Origin of the sequence: Desulfoscipio gibsoniae DSM 7213 (assembly GCF_000233715.2) — a bacterium.
GTDB lineage: Bacteria > Bacillota > Desulfotomaculia > Desulfotomaculales > Desulfallaceae > Sporotomaculum > Sporotomaculum gibsoniae.
The window spans coordinates 1,661,393-1,678,895 of sequence record NC_021184.1; the positions used below are offsets into that span (position 1 = coordinate 1,661,393).

Consider the following 17,503-nt stretch of genomic DNA (forward strand, 5'->3'; position numbering starts at 1 on the left):
ATCAGCACCTTATCGGTTTTTAGGTTAGGTATCTCCGCCGCCGGGTTTTGGGCTAAGTAACCTTCGTGAGCAAACCGAAGAACTGTCGCATTGTACGTACCCTCATGTTCACAGTCTGGGGCTTATTATTCCTGTTTTCAATGGTGTAGAGAATGAAGTTGTTCTTTATTGTTAGCTTCGTTATTTTTTCTATGTCCAGTGGTATATTTTGTTCTTGAAGCACTTTTTTAAATGCCTTGATATTTTCACAGTGCCAAGTAATGGTTCGGGATCTGCGATTCTTGCTTTTTTGTTCGGCGTAAAAAAGTTTTTCCGCTTCTTCAAAATCTGGGCAAGCCTCCGTCGACAGTTCGACCACCTGAGATTTGATCTTTTCTACGTGGTTTGTTTGTTGTAAGATAAAAATACCGAAAGTTGCAAGTTAAAAATCCATAATGTTGCAATTGGAAATTCCATAGTAATGCAAAAATCCATTGCAGGCATAAACCATAACCAATATCCTTGTATTTGACCAAAGAATGCAAGGAGGAGAGGAGCATGCTTACAATGGACAAGATACATGATATCAGATTCCGTTTCTTCGTGAAAGGAGAAAACATTTCCCAAATCGCAGATGCATTGCATTTGGATTGGAAGACGGTACAGAAGTATGTCGACATGGCGGACTTCAACAAACCGGCTCCCAAACCGGCTTCGGAACAGCGTTTCTGTCCCAAGTTGGATCCCTACAAGCCGACTATTGATAAATGGCTTGAAGAGGACAAACAGGCACCCCGTAAACAGCGGCATACCGCCAAGAGGGTATTTAACCGTCTTAGGAAGGAATCCCCCGGGTTTAACTGTTCATACAGGACGGTTGCTTCCTACTATGCTGTAAAACACAAGGAACTTTTTAACGGTGCCAAGGGCGGATTCCTTCCACTGGAACACCGTCCAGGTGAGGCGCAAGTTGATTTCGGCACAGCCGATTTTTATGAAAATGGCACACGGCTAACCGGAAAATATCTTGAGGTGTCATTCCCATACAGCAACAAAGGCTACTTGCAACTGTTCTATGGTGAAAACATGGAATGCCTTCTGGAAGGACTTGACGCCATCTTTCGGCACATTGGTGTTGTACCCGACGAATTGTGGTTTGATAACACCAAAACCATCATAACAAAAGTAATTCGGGGTGGCGGACGTGAGACCACCGAACGGTTTGATCGTTTCCGGGAACACTACATTTTTCAAGCCGTATTTATGAACCCCGGTGAAGGCCATGAAAAAGGCAATGTCGAAAACAAAGTCGGTTACCAGAGGCGTAACTTTCTTGTCCCCATGCCGCACTTTCTTGCGCTTTCCGATTTCAACCGGCAGCTTCTCGACATGTGCGAGGAAGATGCCAACAGGGAGCATTACCGCCGCAATGAGACCATTGAGGAATTGTTTGCGGAAGACTTAAAACACTGCCATCCTCTTCCTGAAATCGAGTTCGACCTAAGTGGCAAAGGTAATGCTACCACCAACAACTGGGGCAAATTTTATCTGAACAAAGGGATGCACGAATACTCGGTTTCACCGAAATATGCAAATACAGTGGTTAAACTGAAACTGACATCATCGCTTGTCATCGTCATGGACGAGAACTACCGTGAAATCGTAAGACACCGTCGCCTTTACGGCGATACCAAAAAGCAGAGCATGGACTGGCTTCCATATCTCAGGCAGCTTTCCATACGTCCACGCGCATTGAAATATTCGGGTATCTATGACATGATGCCGCCTGCAATGAAACAATTCCTTGAGGGCTGCTCCAATACGGAAACAGGAAAGGTTCTTAAAGTTCTGGCAGAACTCACGGACAGAACAGGCTTTGACAGTGCGCTCAGTACCGTCAATCAGGCACTCTGTTACGGCGCATCTGATGCGGATAGCCTTAAGAACCTCTACCGGCGTATTTACGCTGATGTGCCGGAACTTCCGCCGATGCCGCTCAATTCGGAAATACCGGATGTCGGTCAGATGACAACCAACCTTATCGCTTACGATACCTTCCTGAAGAAGGGGGGTGCCGCAAATGCTTGAAGAAGAAATCATTGGCTGCTGCAAAAAACTGAAGCTGAGCCGCAATCTGGCCGATATGTCACAGACAACGGAGGGCGAATCACATCAGGAATACTTATATAAACTACTGTCTGCAGAACTGAAAAACCGTGAACAGGGTCGTACAGCCAAATTGATTAACAGTGCTGGTTTCTACAGCATCAAAACATTTGACGGATTTCGTTTTGATGAAATCACGCTCCCTTCCGACCTGGCACCGGAAAGCCTAAAGTCCCTTGATTTCATCAAGGAAAAGAAAAATGTCATCATGTACGGCAGGACAGGTACCGGGAAAACCATGCTTTCCACTGCGCTTGGCGTGAGCGCTTGCCAGAAAGGAATTCCCGTCAAATTCTACCGCACTGCAGCACTGGTCAACCAGCTTTCGGAAGCCAAGAAGGCCGGCACACTGGGGACGCTGTTGAAAAAACTGAATAAAGCATCTGTCATTATACTGGACGAGTGGGGCTACGTACCATACGACCGTACCGGTGCCCAGTTGCTCTTTGACTATCTCTCCGAGATACATGAGCACAAGTCCATCATACTGAACACGAACCTGGAGTTTTCCAGGTGGGTCAATGTACTCTATGATGAGCAGATGACTGTCGCCCTTGTAGGCAGACTCATGCACCACTGCTATCTTCTCCTGTTTCCGGGAGAGAACAACCGGTTAAGGGAGTCCAGTATCAATGATCTTTACCGCTCAATAGCGTCAACAGATAAGAAGGAGGGTCACTGATATGACCATAAACAAACCAATTATCAGAGAACTTGAACATACATACAGGAGGTCTTTTCCCAATGACCTTAAGCGGTATCTGCTCGTGAAATATGCAGAAGAGCCATTTCCGTATGAATTCACCGAACAGGATCTTTATGCTAACATCCGGCGGGATATTCGTGATTATGAGGCCGGGGAACTGGATGTCACAGTAAAAAGCCCGTCCGAACGCTGGCAGGAAGAGCGTGAGCACCTTAAGAATCTGTATATTGAAAAATCCTGCGAGGCACGTGATCTTAAGGAATATGTTGCCGAATTGGAACAAATGCTTTCAGATCACGGTCTGGAATCTTCCAGAATGGCAGAACGGCGGATTGAATACTTAACCGAATCACTGTCTTTTTAATTAATTCAGGTAACAAATGCCTGCAAGTCTTCTCTTTCCCTGTAGAACATGGCGGGGAAAGAGAACTTGCAACATTGTGGAAAATGGAGATGCAATACTATGGAAAAATTACTTGCAACTTTCTCCAAAAAGCTCTTGCAAAAAACAGTGGTTAACTCTTCTTTTCCTTTTTATTAAAAAATCTCCCCTTTGCGGAAAGATACATGCAACTGACCAACCATTGCGTACGCAAAATTGTGTGCGCAGTTGCCCCACCCCGCAATACGCCCAAAGATGTATGGTCACATACATCTGGGATAAAAAACGATCAAAAAGCAAAAATATAAGGCCTTTTGCAAAATCGCTAAAGGCCTTATAAAATAGGGTTTCTTTGGTGTCGGAGACGGGACTTGAACCCGTACGGTCTCCCATACGCCCCTCAAACGTACGCGTCTGCCTATTCCGCCACTCCGACTTAGTTCGTCATGCAAATAAAATTATATGATTATGGCCCCGGTTTGTCAAGGGTGTATATTTAACCAGCGAGATTATTGTTATCAGAACCCGTAGCATTTAGGAATCGCTTAGCTCATATACATATAAAATGCTTTGCTGAGTCACACAGTCACTCCCTGTCGTAGAGCCAGGTATACACCTTATAGTTCCACAACACCTTGTGCACAAAGTTTCTGGTTTCCGGGAAGGGGATCACAGCTATGTCAGAGATGCCCCCGGATATTTTATCTTCCTGCAGCCACTTGCGTACATTGCCCCGCCCGCCGTTATAGGCGGCAAGCACCATTATTCTGTTGCCGGCGAATTCATCCTCCAAATTGGCTATGTACCAGGCACCCAGGCGGATGTTTGTTTCCGGGTCATATAGCAAGTCCGGGTGGTAAGGGTAAAGGTTAATTTGTTGGGCGATCCATTCACCGGTTTCGGGCATGATCTGCATCAGTCCCCTGGCATCTTTAGGGGAGACAGCATCAGGGTCGAAACTGCTCTCGGTTTTCATTATGGCGGTTAAAAAATACGGGTCAATATCAGCCCTGGCGGCATATTTAAAGATTTTGTCGCTGTAGGGCATGGGATAAAACAGTTTTATTATACTGATCAAGTTAAAAAGTACTGCTACGACCAATATAAATAATATTAATCTAAATTTATTCAGCCTGCGCCTGCGAGCGGTCAATTGCATCACTCCATATTTGCCGCACTTGTTGTAATGTAGCCTCGGGGGTACCGCTGTTGTCGATAACCCTTTGGGCGTAGGGAAGCTTGTCCTCCTGGGGCATCTGTGCGGCTAAGCGGCTGGACACCTGCTCTGCGGTGACCGCGTCCCGTTTGATAACCCGCTGGATCTGCGTTTTAGCATCTACTGTTACCATCCAGACCTGATCCACCAATTTAAACAACTGTGTTTCAATGAGCAGCGGTGCTTCGATGACCATCAGAGGGGCATCAGGGTTATCCCTGTAATCAGCTATGGCCTTTAGTAACTGGGCTCTGATGGCGGGGTGCACAATTGAGTTAAGGCGTTTTAAAGCATTAGTGTCATTAAAGACTATTTGCGCCATTTTAGGCCTGTCCAGGGCGCCATCTGCATTTAATACGCCGGTTCCAAAATGGTCAATAATCTGCTGCAGGCCCGGTGTTCCCGGGGCAACCACTTCCCTGGCCACCTGGTCGGTATCGATTACCCTGGCGCCCATTTCCTTTAACAGGCGGGCTACGCTGCTTTTGCCGCTGCCGATGTTGCCGGTAAGTCCAACTATTAACATATCTTATTCCCTCCGAAAACGCAATTATTAATAATTCTCCCGGGTTTTAATGTGTCCTGCCATTGTGCTGAAATATTAAATAAAATTTATGTCCGGCTTGCGCCGGACTTATCAAGTTGGTGTTATGAGGCGTAATTGCAATATTGTTGCAATTAGCGATATGTTAGATAATTGGTATATTGCAGTTATGCAGTTAGTTTATGAAAGTTTAAGCCTGACCCCTTAATGCATTTTGAACAGACCCAGGGCGATGAGTATGAAGCCGGGAAGGGTGGTGATTTTTTGGTTAAGCTTGCTGGTGCCAACGCTCATGCCGGCCAGTAGGCCCAGGTAGGTGAGCAGGAAATGTCCCAGCCCTACCATCAGGGCAGTGTACAGTATGTTAAAGCCCAGCATGGATACGGCAAAACCTGCGGCGAAGGCGTCCATGGCCAGGGCCAGACCCAGCAGCACAGCTTCCCGGCCCGATATGATGCCGGACCGGTCCAAGTCTGCCCGGTAGGGTTCCCTAAGAATTTGAATAACCAGCCCCAGTGAGCGGATATGGATTTGTATTACCGGGTCAGGTGTATCGGTTTCAAGATCATTTTCTCCGGCGGATTTGGCTTGGGCCTTTTTACGGTTTTCCTGCAGGGATTGTATCAGCACCCATATGCCGATGGACATTAAAATAACCCCGCCCAGCCTGTGGGCAAAGGTTGCTGAAAAATAACCGGCTACTGCATTGCCCAGCACCATAGAGATAGTGATGGCCGTCATGGACATTATACTAATAATTGCCAGCGATGTAATGGGCAGTTTTATATTGCGCACCCCGTATGCCGCTCCCGCCGCAAAAGAGTCCATGTTCAGCGCCAGCGCAAACACAAGCAGAGCGATAAGCTCCATATGACTTTCCCCCCTTGTCGCCATATATTTTGCTCTTCTCATACTATGGCGGGGAAAGTCTAAGTGTGCATTGGAGGATTGGTGCACGTTTTTATGGGTACAGGTCAAGCAACTGTAATTCTTTTGAGTGCTGATTAAGCTTGTCTGCATTACAAAAAAGCTGCAATATTTGGCTGGCTGCAGCAATTATTGTATTTAATTGACAAAATTTCTATTGTCTCATTTATTGTTCCATCTAGTTTTCCTACCTTAGTGTTCCCGTTATTGTTCCCGCTGGCAGGCGGGGCAGAAGTACGAGCTGCGCCCGCTTACTTTGATGCGGGTGATTGCTGTGCCGCAGTGGGGACATGGTTCGCCCTCGCGGTTGTAAACCCGCAGCAACTCCTGGTAGTTACCTTTGCGGCCGTCACCGTCCACGTAATCCCTGAACGATGTACCACGGTTTTGGATGCCCTCTTGCAGCACCTCAACGATGGAGTGATACAGGTTGGCCACCTCCCGGGGAGTAAGCGAGCTGGCTATGCGCATGGGATGCAGACGGGCCCGGTGCAAGGCCTCATCAACATAAATATTACCCAGGCCGGCAATAAACGTTTGATCCAGCAGCAGTGACTTAATGCGCGTCCGTTTGCGTTTTAGCTCCCGGCGCAAAAAATCCCTGGAGAACTCCCGTTCTAAAGGCTCCGGTCCCAAATCTTTTAGACCCTTGACCTTGTTTAAGTCCTTTTTGGGGGTCAGCAGCAAACGCCCGAACTGCCGTATGTCGTTAAAGCGCAGTTCATTGCCGTCACTGAGCTTAAAGATTACATGGGTATGTTTGGGCAGCGGCTCGTCAGGCGCGGTATAAACCAGGCGCCCGGTCATGCGCAGGTGGATAATAAGTACATTTTCACCGGTTAGATACAGCAGCAGGTACTTGCCGCGCCGTCCCAGCCGGGTAATTTTGCGGCCCGTGACTTGCGCGGCAAAATTCTCCGGATCGGGTTCCCGGATAATTTTGGGCATGGCTATATCCACACCGGTTATGGTAAGCCCCGTTATTTTTTTGTCCAGTGTTCTTTTGACTGTTTCAACTTCCGGCAGCTCCGGCATATTTATTACACCTTTCTAACGTCATACCAGTTGGGGCCCAATTTTAAATCTACCACCAGCGGCACGTCCAGCTGCAGAGCATTTTCCATGTATTCTGTAACCATGTTCTTTACAGTATCCAGTTCTTCGGGAGGTACGTCAAAGATTAACTCGTCGTGTACCTGTAAGATCATCTTTGTGGCCATTTGCCGTTTCTTTAATTCATTATGTATTCTTACCATCGCCAGCTTAATTATGTCCGCAGCACTGCCCTGGATAGGCGTATTGATGGCTGTACGCTCACCGAAGGCTCTGGTCACCCGGTTGCGGCTTGAAATATCAGGCAGATAGCGGCGGCGGTTGAGCAGGGTGGTGGCGTAACCCTTATCACGGGCCTCGGCGATTTTCCGGTCAATAAATTCTTTAACGCCGGAGTAACGCTCAAAGTAACTGCGGATGTATTTACCTGCCTCGGCACGGCTGACTTTGATATCTCTGGATAAACCGAAATCGCTGATGCCGTACACAATGCCGAAGTTTACCGCTTTGGCCCGGCTGCGCATTTCAGGGGTCACTTGCTCCATGGGTACGTTGAACACCTCTGCGGCAGTGCGGGTATGGATATCCTGCCCCTGTTTAAAGGCGCTGATTAGATTTAAGTCCCCGGACATGTGCGCCAGTATGCGCAGCTCAATTTGGGAGTAATCCGCCGTAAGGATCAGATTGCCCGGTTGGTGGGGTATAAACACCCGCCTTATCCTGCGCCCTTCTTGCAGCCGGATGGGTATGTTTTGTAAATTGGGATTGGAGCTGGATAACCGTCCGGTGGCAGTTACATCCTGGTGGAATGTGGTGTGAATTCTGCCGGTGGTTGGGTTAATCAGACCGAAAAGGCCGTCGATATAGGTTGATTTCAGCTTGGCCAGCTGGCGGTAAGCCAGTATTTTATCCACGATAACGTGGGAGGAGGCCAGTTCTTCCAACACCGAGGCATCAGTGGAAAACCCGGTTTTAGTTTTCTTGACTACCGGCAGCCCCATTTTATTAAATAGTATATCTCCCAGTTGTTTGGGTGAATTGATGTTGAATTCTTCACCTGCCAGCCGGTAAATTTCCAGGACCAGGCTGTCGATCTGCTGTCCCGTTTCCTCGGCCATGCTGCATAATATTTGGGGGTCCACAGCAACCCCTTCCATTTCCATATCCGCCAGTACAGACACCAGCGGCAGTTCCACATCATAGTACAGCCGGTCCATACCGGTGTCCACCAGTTTTTGATGCAACATTTGCTCCAGGCGCCCTAGTACATCCACCCGGGCTGCTGCCGCAGCTTCGCCTTCGGCGGGCAAAACCAGCTGCAAATACTGCAGGGCTAAATCTGCCAGCGTGTTTTGGGACTGGCTGGGATTGAGCAGATAGGCGGCTAGCCGGGTGTCGAACCCGAGGCCCCGCAATGTGCGGTTGTGGCGGTGCAGCAGCCATAGGGCTTCTTTGCCGTCGGCGCAGATTTTTTTTACCTGCGGGTCGGCGCAAATATCCGCTATGGTGTCCAGCGCCCCGGTTTGTTCCCGGACTGACAGCAGATATATAGTACCGCCAGTGTCGTTGGATAAGGCTGCATAATTAATCCCAGCCTCCCGGGTACCGGTAAGCTCCAGCGCCGCCACACCGGAAGCACCGGCTGCATAGCGAATTTGCTCCAGTTCTTCCTCAGTAGACATCTTTTGGTACTCCACATTATGAGTGTCCAGTTCATTCTGACTACCGGCGGCCTGGCCGGGCAGCGCGCCTGTCTTATTGTTTCCGCCTGCTTTATCAATAATGCTGTGGACTAAAGTCTTAAATTCCAGCCTGCTGAATATGTCTAAGAGTGATGGGTAATCCGGCCCCTGCCATTTAAATTGTTGAACTGCTATATTTAACGGCACCTGGCGATCTATAGTGGCCAGCTGTTTGGATAACAGTGCCTGGTCCTGGTGTTCCAATAATTTGTTGCGCCAACGGGTGGGCAGTTTTTCCATGCCGGCAATGACATCTTCCAGGGTGCCGTGTTCCTGGATCAGTTTCAGAGCGGTTTTTTCACCTATGCCCGGCACTCCGGGAATATTGTCCGAGGTGTCTCCCATCAGTCCTTTAATATCAATAATCTGCGTCGGGCTGACACCGTAGCGGTCCCATACCCGACCTTCATCGTATTCTTCCATTTCGGTAATGCCCTTTTTGGTGAGCAGCACACGTACCCGCGGGGAAACCAGCTGCAGCGCGTCACGATCGCCGGTGAGGACGACCGACTCTATACCCTGTGACTCGGCCAGGTTAGTAAGAGTACCAATAATATCGTCCGCCTCGTAATTTTCCAGCTCCAGTGTTTGGATACGCATGTGGCGCAGCACTTCTTTAAGCAGGGGAAACTGTGTGCGCAGCTCTGGCGGGGTGGCCTTGCGCTGGGCTTTGTAATCCGCGTAACTTGCATGCCTGAAGGTGATTTTACCTTTGTCAAAGGCCACTGCAATATAATCGGGCTCTATTTTCTGCAGTACTTTAAATAGCATGTTGGTAAAGCCATACACTGCATTGGTTATTATGCCATCGCTGGTGGACAGCTGGGGAATAGCGTGAAAAGCCCGGTGAATCAGGCTGTTGCCATCTATGATAAGAAATTTGTTAATAGACACTACGGCACCTACCTTTAGTCTTTTAATGCTTCTAAACAGTATTTTCACCGGTTAGACACAAAATACCTGCCATTGTGACAGTATTGTGCCGGGCGTTTATGAAACATATTTTTTGGTGGCAGGAATTTTTTATTTACCAGGCGAAGTATGTGTATACCAGGTAACCGGCGGCGATTAGGGCCAGGGTTGCCCGTGGGGAGGAGATCAAAATGAACAGGCGGTTATTAATTTTAACATGCGCGATATTGCTTGTGTTCAGCTGTTTTAAACCGGCTCAGGCCGCCCGGGATTTGGAAAGCGGCGCCGCTTTGGTGGTTGAGTTAATGGATTTGATGCATGAGTACCACCTGAACAACCCTGATGCCGCTGTTTTGACGGGCGGTGCAATCCAGGGTTTGCTGGACAGCCTGGAGGATCCTTATGCCGAGTATTTCAGCGCTGAAGAATTGAAGGGATTCACTGATACGTTAAATGGTGATCTTCAAGGGATTGGTATTGAAATGCTGGCCGGTGAGGAGTATCCCAATGTGTTCCGCGTTATACCCGACACCCCTGCTGCAAAGGGTGGTATACTGGCCGGGGATATCATTGTGGCGGTGGATGGGCAAGATATTGCCGGTTGGACATTGGCTGATGTGGTTGATAAGGTACGCGGACCCATCGATTCAAAGGTGGTCCTAACTATTCAGCGCGGGGATGATACTTTGGAGTTTAGTCTGCAGCGGGCTGATATTCATGTGCCCTCTGTAAACTATGAAATGTTGGCCGGAAAAACAGGTTATATTAATTTAACATCATTTGGTGCCAGTACCGGCCGGGAATTTGAAGAGGCTTTGCGTAATTTGAAATCTACCGGTATGGAAAGCCTGATTATTGATTTGCGCTATAACGGCGGCGGCCTGCTGGAGGAAGCAGTGGATATATTAAGTAATTTTGTTGCCGGGGATACACTGGCAGTGGTTACTGTGGACGGGCAGGGCAACCGGGGGGAAATTCGCACTTGGGATAAGCCCGGCGCTGCCTCTCTGCCAATGGTGGTTCTAGTTAATGAACTGAGCGCCAGTGCTTCCGAATTACTGGCCGGCGCGCTGCAGGATTATGAATTGGCGGCTTTGGTGGGTAATGTTACCTTTGGTAAGGGCGTTGTGCAAACCATTATTCCTCTTAGTTCCGGCGGTGCTCTCAAAATAACGGTATCAAAGTATTTAACCCCCACCGGTCGGGATATTGATGCGGTGGGTTTAATTCCGGACCACTATGTTGTTGCGGAAGAATTGCAAAGGGAAATTGCCTGGCAGATATTACATCCGGAAGATACGCCGGATTTGACCCTGGAACCCGGTACGGGCCGGGCGGTTCTAAACGGTCGTGCCTTGGAGATGACTATTAATGTCGAAAAAGAAGGCAGCATCTACAAGCTGCCGCTGCGCCCGGTGCTGGAGGCCATGCTATACCAGGTGTACTGGAATGATGGTGTAATCAGGGTATTTTCCGGCCAGGAGGAAGTCTGGAGTATTGATCCGTCCAGAGGCGGGTCTAACGAACAGTCTGACATTTTTTTGAAAGACGGAGTTAGCTATTTGACTGAGAATATTTTAAAGCAGTTGAATATTGTAATTAGTAAGGAAGAGGATCAAATTACTTTGACCAGGTTAATGCATTAACCGGTAGCGCTATAGGCAGGTAACACACGTTATGAACTGCTGAAATGTGACGTTTGTGAAAAGATTTTATCAGGGAGGTGCTTTGAATGCCGGATAAACAATGCCTGAGCGGTAATGGTAAAAAAACTGGCGCGGGCAATAAACAGAAGGATAATGTGATTGATATAAATAAATACCGCTGGTGGCGTGCAGGGCAGCATCTCCGTACAAAGCTGGCCGAGTTTGCCGATAATGAAATGCTTTTGGATGAAGTTGGAATAGCCAGGGAGCTTTACTTCAGCGTGATGGATCCGGATTTTGCCGATGAAGAAGACGAATTTTTAATGGAGCGATTTTTTGAATGGTTCATATTTGATTATAAAATTCGGGGCCGAACCTTATTACAATATGTTAAAATGACCGGCAGATTCAATTATGAGGAAACTGAGCTGCTTAAAAAATGGGCTAAAACCAGAATCTCATTGTACCAGGTAGTCAAGATAAGTGATGAACAGTTCGTTACTTTAAAAGATTTGTTAAAAGGTGGTAAAGTATCGGTCTGTGACCCTGACGTTGTACGGGAACTGGCACCGGGACATATTTTGTATATCAGGATATTACCGGTGGGTGATGGACATGAATTTTCTACCGGCGGGTTGATTTTGCCGGCCTATAGCAAAGATTATATTATCAGCCGGGTAAAGCTTGATGCCGAGTTGTACTGGAGTAAACAAGGTGTGCGCGGCAAGTGGGATGCTTACCTGCAGCGCAAAGCCCATGTTATTAATGCACTGGTTATAGAAACGGCTTCAATTGTATGGGGTCTTGAAGAACACTATGACAAAGAAATTGGTGCCAAGGCGAATAAAACCGGGGATTTTACACCTCAGTTAGCCCAGCGGGTAACCGATTTGTTCCTGGATTATTTTTACGACCGCTGGATTAATGAGCCAATGGATATCTTGCTGGGGCAAACGCCCCTGGAGGCATCCCGCACCAGGGACGGTCGTAAAAAATTGCAAACAATACTAGGGGAGCTTTCAAAAGTAGAAAAAGGCAGAGCCCAAAAGGGTGAGATATTTTACGATTTATCCAAGTTATTTGAGAAATTGAATCTAACGGTTAAAAAAGATTCGGCAACAGAAGAAAAAAGTGTTAACGACTTGGATGATTTTGCGGAAGATAGTCAAGGTTATGCTGAGGTTCTAAAACTAATCAGAGATGGATTGACGGAAATGGGATATCCGCTCAAGCAGGTTAATCATGCGGAGAAGTTATGGCGGGACTACAGTCAGACGGCTTCTCCCAATTTTAAAAAGCCGGAAACCTGGGCAGCGGCGGTTATTTATGCTATGGCCAGGAGTACAGGCGACAAGCTAGTTAATCAAAATACCCTGGCCCGTCAGTATAACATATCGGCCTCTACAATTTCCAATAACTACAGGAATATTTGCCGTGCTATGCAAATAAATAAGGACGAGGAGTAGCGGTTGATAGGATGGTGTGTTTGGAGGTGCTGTAAAACTGGAGTTTATCAATGCAGTACTGGAGTTTTTAGCCCATGAGGTGACCGCTTTTATAGCTGCGCTGGGATACTGGGGTATTGCCCTGGGCATGGCCATTGAAAGCGCTAATATTCCTTTACCCAGTGAAATTATTTTACCATTCGGCGGTTACCTGGTATCCACCGGACAGCTGGATTTTTTTTGGACTGCTATGGCGGGAACACTGGGTGGGCTTGGGGGATCCATTGTTTCTTACTATATCGGCTACCGGGGCGGCAGGCCTTTTTTACTTAAATACGGGCGCTATATTGGCTTTTCTCAGCAGCATTTTAACCAGGCCGAGGCATGGTTTCTACGTTATGGTGAGGCCACCGTATTTTTTACCCGGTTAATGCCTGTGGTGCGTACTTTTATTTCACTGCCGGCCGGTATTTCGGGGATGAACTTTTATAAATTTGTGTTTTATTCATTTATTGGCTCGCTTCCCTGGTGTTTTTTTCTTACCTATCTGGGTGTAAAATTGGGTGAAAACTGGATGGCACTTAAACCCTGGTTTCACCGTTTTGATTTTCTAATCGTGGCCCTGATTTTAGGTGGTTTGTTATGGTGGTTTGTAAAAAGGCGGCGCAAGTCTAGGATTGAATAAATTAAAACTAAAAATGCGAAGGGGAACATTCATGTTCTCCTTCGCATTTTTTATTGCTGTTCGTTCCATAATAACTTTTAGTCTGTTGTTTGTCAGTGTTGCCTGGTGGTGTTCTTTAATCCACTACCCCAGGCCCCAGTTTCATTAATTCACTGACGGTTACCAAGCTGTAGCCTTTTTCCCGCAGCCCGTCAATCACAGCGGGCAGCGCGGCCGGGGTGCGATCACAGGTGTCGCTGGCGTGCATCAGTATAATAGCACCAGGATGAGCTTTTTCCAGTACCCGGCTGGTGATTTGTTCCACCGATTTGTCCTTTTGCCAATCCAGGGAGTCATCGCTCCACTTAATAGACTTGTAGCCTAAATCAGCAATGGTTTGGCGTACCATGTCATTCCAGTCGCCGTTGGGGGTGCGGATCAGATTGGGCTCTGCGCCGGTAACTTCTTTAATGGCTTTATGAGCGGTCATAATGTCATTTTTAATCCACTCAGGATCATGTTCGCTGTAGTTAACATGCTCATTACCATGACTGGCTATCTCATGTCCTTCGGCAGCAATTCTTTTGGGGATCTCCGGATATTTTTTTACCCAGGGTCCACTGAGGAAAAAGGTTGATTTTACATCCTTTTCCTTTAAAACGTCCAGTACAGGCCCCGGCACCTTGGTGCCCCAGCTGATATCAAAAGTTAGCGCCACAACCTTTTTGTCAGTCTGCACCTTGTAAATTTCGTAGGGTTTAGGTTCTGTATCAGTGGGTATGGTATTTGGCTGCAGCATTACCATAAACAGGCTGGCTGTGAAAATTAGTAGTGCACCCAGCAGTAAGTTGCGTTTGATTTTTTTCATGTTCAGCAGGTAAATACGCATAAAAAAAATTCACCTCTTTTGTATGATTCAAGTTATTTATATAGGTATTTCCAGGCAAAGACTGTTATGTTACATTTTTTTGTATTCCTTGATGAAAATTATACCAAGGGCGGTGTTTTGTTTTCATGCATAGTTCCTCTGTTTTTAATGGGGTGTTGAAGATATGTCTGGCCGTCACTTTTTTTGTTGTGTTTTTTAACTATACTGCAGCGGATGCCCTGTCCGCCGGGACAGAACAGCTTGATATAAATGCCCGTGCTGGCATTTTGCTGGATGCTGAAACCGGCCAGGTCTATTACGCCAAGGATGCTGATAAAAGCCGGCCCCCTGCCAGTTTGACCAAGCTGATGACCGCTATTTTGGCGGTAGAAAACGGTAAGCTGGATGATGTGGTTACCGTCACCGGGCGGGCCGCTTCAGTGTCTGTAGGTTCTACTATCGGTTTGAATAAAGGTGACCGCATAACCCTGGAAAATTTGTTAAAAGCAGCACTGGTTACTTCGGCAAATGACTCTACGGTGGCCATAGCCGAACATATCGGGGGTAACCACGACAGCTTTGTATACCAGATGAATCGCAAGGCGGTTTTACTGGGTGCTGAGGATACCAGGTTTGCCAATACCAACGGCTATCATGATCCGCAGCACTATACCACTGCTTATGACCTGGGGCTGATTACCCGTTACGCGCTGCAAAATAATTTTATCAATGAACTGGTTTCCACCCGGGAAACCGTGGTCAGGTGGGTCGAACCGGAAAAGGAAAGGGAGGTTAGAAACACCAACCGTTTGCTGCATGAAGATGAGGTGGATGGCATAGACGGGGTTAAAACCGGTAGCACAGCCCGGGCCGGTAATTGTCTGATAGCTTCGGCCACCAGGGGGGACAAGCGGCTCATTGCAGTGGTGCTGCATGCCGGGAACCGGTACCGGGAAGCTGCTAAATTGCTGGATTACGGTTTTTCGGAAGTGCACCCGGTGACCATTTTCCCGGCTGGTAAGGAGATGGCTGAAATAAAGGTCAAAGGCGGTGTGTATGAAACCGTGCCATTAACTGTGGCCAACCCGGTGCGGGTTGAAATAGCCAGGGACCAGCAGCCTAACATTAAGCTGGATGTATTGATGCACAGCGAACCCGCCGCACCGGTGCGTGAGGGACAGCTGCTCGGACACGCGGTATTTACCATTAATGGCTACCGGCTGATTAAAGTACCCCTTGTGGCGGCCAGGGAGGTGCCCCCGGCATCTTTATTTTCCCGTATGATATACTGGTTTTCCAAGTAATCAGGCTAAAATTAATTGTTACATTGAAAAGACATTAATATAGCATTTTTAAAATCATTGATACATTGCGCATATTAAAAAGGTTGTTGTGTCTTATCTTAAAAAAATCGAGATAGCATAACGTTAAGCAAACTTATATCTGAGTAAGAGCTTACTGGGGTATATTGGATTGAAAAAATCTTGATAATGGGTAATACAATTGAACTGCTTAAATCCCTGGGATTATTGGGCTCAGGAGTTTAAGGCGCTGTTATTTCGCAAACTAATGCTGGACTTGAAAAACTGCCTTTAAGCAAGAAGGGCAGTTTTTTGCTGGTTATAAATGATATATTGGTTTTACTAATAAGTAGGTTATCGCTTCAAACGCCCGGGTGCGCCTGTAACGGACTGATTATGCATATGCCTTTTACAGTGCCAGGGTGCGGAACTGGACAAATAAAGCGGGACTATATACACTATATATTGCAGAATAGTCATTTCGGCAGAAAATATTGCATTTTGCAAATTGTAATAGGTTCGTTTTGTAAAATACATACTTGAGGGGGAAATTAATTTGCAGTACAGGCAGCTGGGCCGCACGGGTCTTGATGTATCGGTAATTGGTTTTGGGGGGATTCCCATTCAGCGGGTATCCGATAAAGAAGCCACGGCTATTGTGCAGCGGGCTCTGGACAAGGGCATTAATTTTTTTGATACTGCCCGGGGCTATACCGACAGTGAGGCCAAACTGGGTGCAGTCCTAAAATGTTGCAGGCGCAAAGTAATTATTGCTACCAAGTCAATGGCCCGTACCAAAGATGGTATGACCTCGGATATTAAAAAAAGCCTGGCTACGCTGGGCGTGGATTATATTGATCTTTATCAATTACATAACGTTAAAGACAGGGCCGCATTGGAACAGGTGTTTAAACCGGACGGTGCTTTGGCTGCCTTAAAGGAAGCCAAAAGGGCAGGGGTGGTCAAGCATATCGGCATCACTGGGCATATCCGGAGCTATCTGGTGGAAGCTCTTAAGTCAGGTGAACTGGAAACTGTTCAGTTTCCCTTTAATGCGGTGGAAGCCAGTGGGGCGGAGGAATTGTTTGAACAGGCGAAACAAGTGGGTGCCGGTATCATTATAATGAAACCGCTTGCCGGGGGAGCCATCAGAAATACAAATTACGCCTTGCGCTTTATATTGGAATACAACGTAACTACTGTTATTCCCGGGATGGATTCGCCGGCTCAGGTGGACGAAAACGTGATGCCCGGCCATGAACTGCTGCCCTTATCCGCTGTTGAAAAAAAGGTACTGGAGAAAGAGGCAGGTGTACTGGGGGCCGCTTTCTGCCGGCGTTGCGAATACTGCCAGCCTTGCCCCCAGGGTATCGATATACCAACAGTATTTTTGCTGGACGGTTACTATACCAGGTACGACTTAAAAGAATGGGCCAGGGAACGTTACTGGGCCTTGCCCAATAAAGCGGACGCCTGTGTTGAGTGCGGTGAATGCGAGGAAAAGTGCCCTTACAGCCTGCCCATACGGCGCATGCTTACAGAGTCGTCGGTAAGGCTGGGGGGGTAGCAGTAAATAGTCGACGAGTGATGATTAATAATTTGCCACGTTTATTCCCCTTGACTTTTGGCCCGTTTTGCGGCATAATAAATGTTGCAGCGGATGAAACAATTATCATATGTACGGGTGCATAGCTCAGGGGGAGAGCACTTCCTTGACGCGGAAGGGGTCGTAGGTTCAATTCCTACTGCACCCACCACACGAATACCTGCAAAGCCGTTATATATAAGGTTTTGCAGGTATTTTTGTTTTTTAAAACACTTTATTTTGGTTCCGCATAAAACCCTTAATTCATGCGGCTTTCCGCAACTATTCAGGCAGATAGTCAGGCAAAAAGTCAGGCAGAAAAGGCAGCCCATATGGGTTGTCTTTTTCTCTATGTGGGTTGCCGGAT

14 protein-coding genes and 2 tRNA genes are annotated in these 17,503 nt (G+C 47.4%); 9 read left to right on the forward strand and 7 right to left on the reverse strand.

Going from position 1 to position 17,503, the window contains the following annotated elements; all coding sequences use genetic code 11:
* Positions 1-546 precede the first annotated feature (546 nt).
* From istA to DESGI_RS07725, 3 genes are read left to right on the forward strand one after another with little or no spacing between them, the layout of a single operon-like run.
* Positions 547-2,067, forward strand: coding sequence for an IS21 family transposase (gene istA / locus DESGI_RS07715; protein ID WP_083940014.1), 1,521 nt, complete (start codon positions 547-549; stop codon positions 2,065-2,067).
* Entirely contained in the window at positions 2,060-2,827 is a 768-nt protein-coding gene (istB, locus tag DESGI_RS07720) for an IS21-like element helper ATPase IstB (protein ID WP_006524342.1), read from the forward strand. Before istA ends, istB begins: the two co-directional genes overlap by 8 nt.
* Position 2,828: 1 nt before the next feature.
* Entirely contained in the window at positions 2,829-3,215 is a 387-nt protein-coding gene (locus DESGI_RS07725) for a hypothetical protein (RefSeq protein ID WP_006524343.1), read from the forward strand.
* A 371-nt stretch (positions 3,216-3,586) separates the two neighbouring features.
* Here the strand turns inward: DESGI_RS07725 and DESGI_RS07735 are convergent.
* The 6 genes from DESGI_RS07735 to polA all read right to left on the reverse strand — a co-directional run bounded on the left by DESGI_RS07735 (position 3,587) and on the right by polA (position 9,609).
* Positions 3,587-3,669: transfer RNA gene (locus tag DESGI_RS07735), tRNA-Leu, on the reverse strand.
* A 150-nt stretch (positions 3,670-3,819) separates the two neighbouring features.
* The gene (locus DESGI_RS07740) at positions 3,820-4,392 is read right to left on the reverse strand and encodes a lytic transglycosylase domain-containing protein (protein ID WP_041284815.1); all 573 of its coding nucleotides are present in this window, start codon (positions 4,390-4,392) and stop codon (positions 3,820-3,822) included.
* The gene (gene coaE / locus DESGI_RS07745; RefSeq protein ID WP_006524346.1) at positions 4,358-4,975 is read right to left on the reverse strand and encodes a dephospho-CoA kinase; all 618 of its coding nucleotides are present in this window, start codon (positions 4,973-4,975) and stop codon (positions 4,358-4,360) included. The genes DESGI_RS07740 and coaE overlap by 35 nt, the downstream gene beginning before the upstream one ends.
* 222 nt (positions 4,976-5,197) lie before the next feature.
* Positions 5,198-5,863, reverse strand: coding sequence for a sporulation membrane protein YtaF (gene ytaF, locus DESGI_RS07750; RefSeq protein ID WP_006524347.1), 666 nt, complete (start codon positions 5,861-5,863; stop codon positions 5,198-5,200).
* Positions 5,864-6,124: 261 nt separating this feature from the next.
* On the reverse strand, positions 6,125-6,955 hold the full coding sequence (gene mutM, locus DESGI_RS07755) for a bifunctional DNA-formamidopyrimidine glycosylase/DNA-(apurinic or apyrimidinic site) lyase (protein ID WP_006524348.1): 831 nt from the start codon (positions 6,953-6,955) through the stop codon (positions 6,125-6,127).
* Between the two features lie 5 nt (positions 6,956-6,960).
* Positions 6,961-9,609, reverse strand: coding sequence for a DNA polymerase I (polA, locus tag DESGI_RS07760; RefSeq protein WP_006524349.1), 2,649 nt, complete (start codon positions 9,607-9,609; stop codon positions 6,961-6,963).
* Between the two features lie 209 nt (positions 9,610-9,818).
* On the opposite strand from polA, the gene DESGI_RS07765 reads away from it, so the two are divergent.
* From DESGI_RS07765 to DESGI_RS07775, 3 genes are all read left to right on the forward strand, one after another.
* Positions 9,819-11,273, forward strand: a complete 1,455-nt coding sequence (locus DESGI_RS07765; protein WP_006524350.1) for a S41 family peptidase — start codon at positions 9,819-9,821, stop codon at positions 11,271-11,273.
* An 86-nt stretch (positions 11,274-11,359) separates the two neighbouring features.
* Entirely contained in the window at positions 11,360-12,739 is a 1,380-nt protein-coding gene (locus tag DESGI_RS07770) for a DUF7986 domain-containing protein (RefSeq protein WP_006524351.1), read from the forward strand.
* Between the two features lie 16 nt (positions 12,740-12,755).
* Positions 12,756-13,403 carry a DedA family protein gene (locus DESGI_RS07775; protein ID WP_006524352.1) on the forward strand — a complete coding sequence of 216 codons (648 nt, stop codon included), beginning with the start codon at positions 12,756-12,758 and terminating at the stop codon, positions 13,401-13,403.
* 115 nt (positions 13,404-13,518) lie between these two features.
* On the opposite strand, the gene pdaB is transcribed toward DESGI_RS07775, so the two are convergent.
* Positions 13,519-14,271: a polysaccharide deacetylase family sporulation protein PdaB gene (gene pdaB / locus DESGI_RS07780; protein ID WP_006524353.1), complete on the reverse strand. Its 753-nt coding sequence runs from the start codon at positions 14,269-14,271 to the stop codon at positions 13,519-13,521.
* A 125-nt stretch (positions 14,272-14,396) separates the two neighbouring features.
* Here pdaB and DESGI_RS07785 point away from each other — a divergent pair, with 125 nt between their 5' ends.
* The 3 genes from DESGI_RS07785 (at position 14,397) to DESGI_RS07795 (ending at position 17,308) form a co-directional block, all read left to right on the forward strand.
* The gene (locus DESGI_RS07785) at positions 14,397-15,554 is read left to right on the forward strand and encodes a D-alanyl-D-alanine carboxypeptidase family protein (protein ID WP_006524354.1); all 1,158 of its coding nucleotides are present in this window, start codon (positions 14,397-14,399) and stop codon (positions 15,552-15,554) included.
* 553 nt (positions 15,555-16,107) lie between these two features.
* Complete coding sequence (locus tag DESGI_RS07790) at positions 16,108-17,118, forward strand: aldo/keto reductase (protein WP_006524355.1); 1,011 nt, start codon at positions 16,108-16,110, stop codon at positions 17,116-17,118.
* Positions 17,119-17,233: 115 nt separating this feature from the next.
* Positions 17,234-17,308: transfer RNA gene (locus DESGI_RS07795), tRNA-Val, on the forward strand.
* The last annotated feature ends 195 nt before the right edge of the window (positions 17,309-17,503 follow it).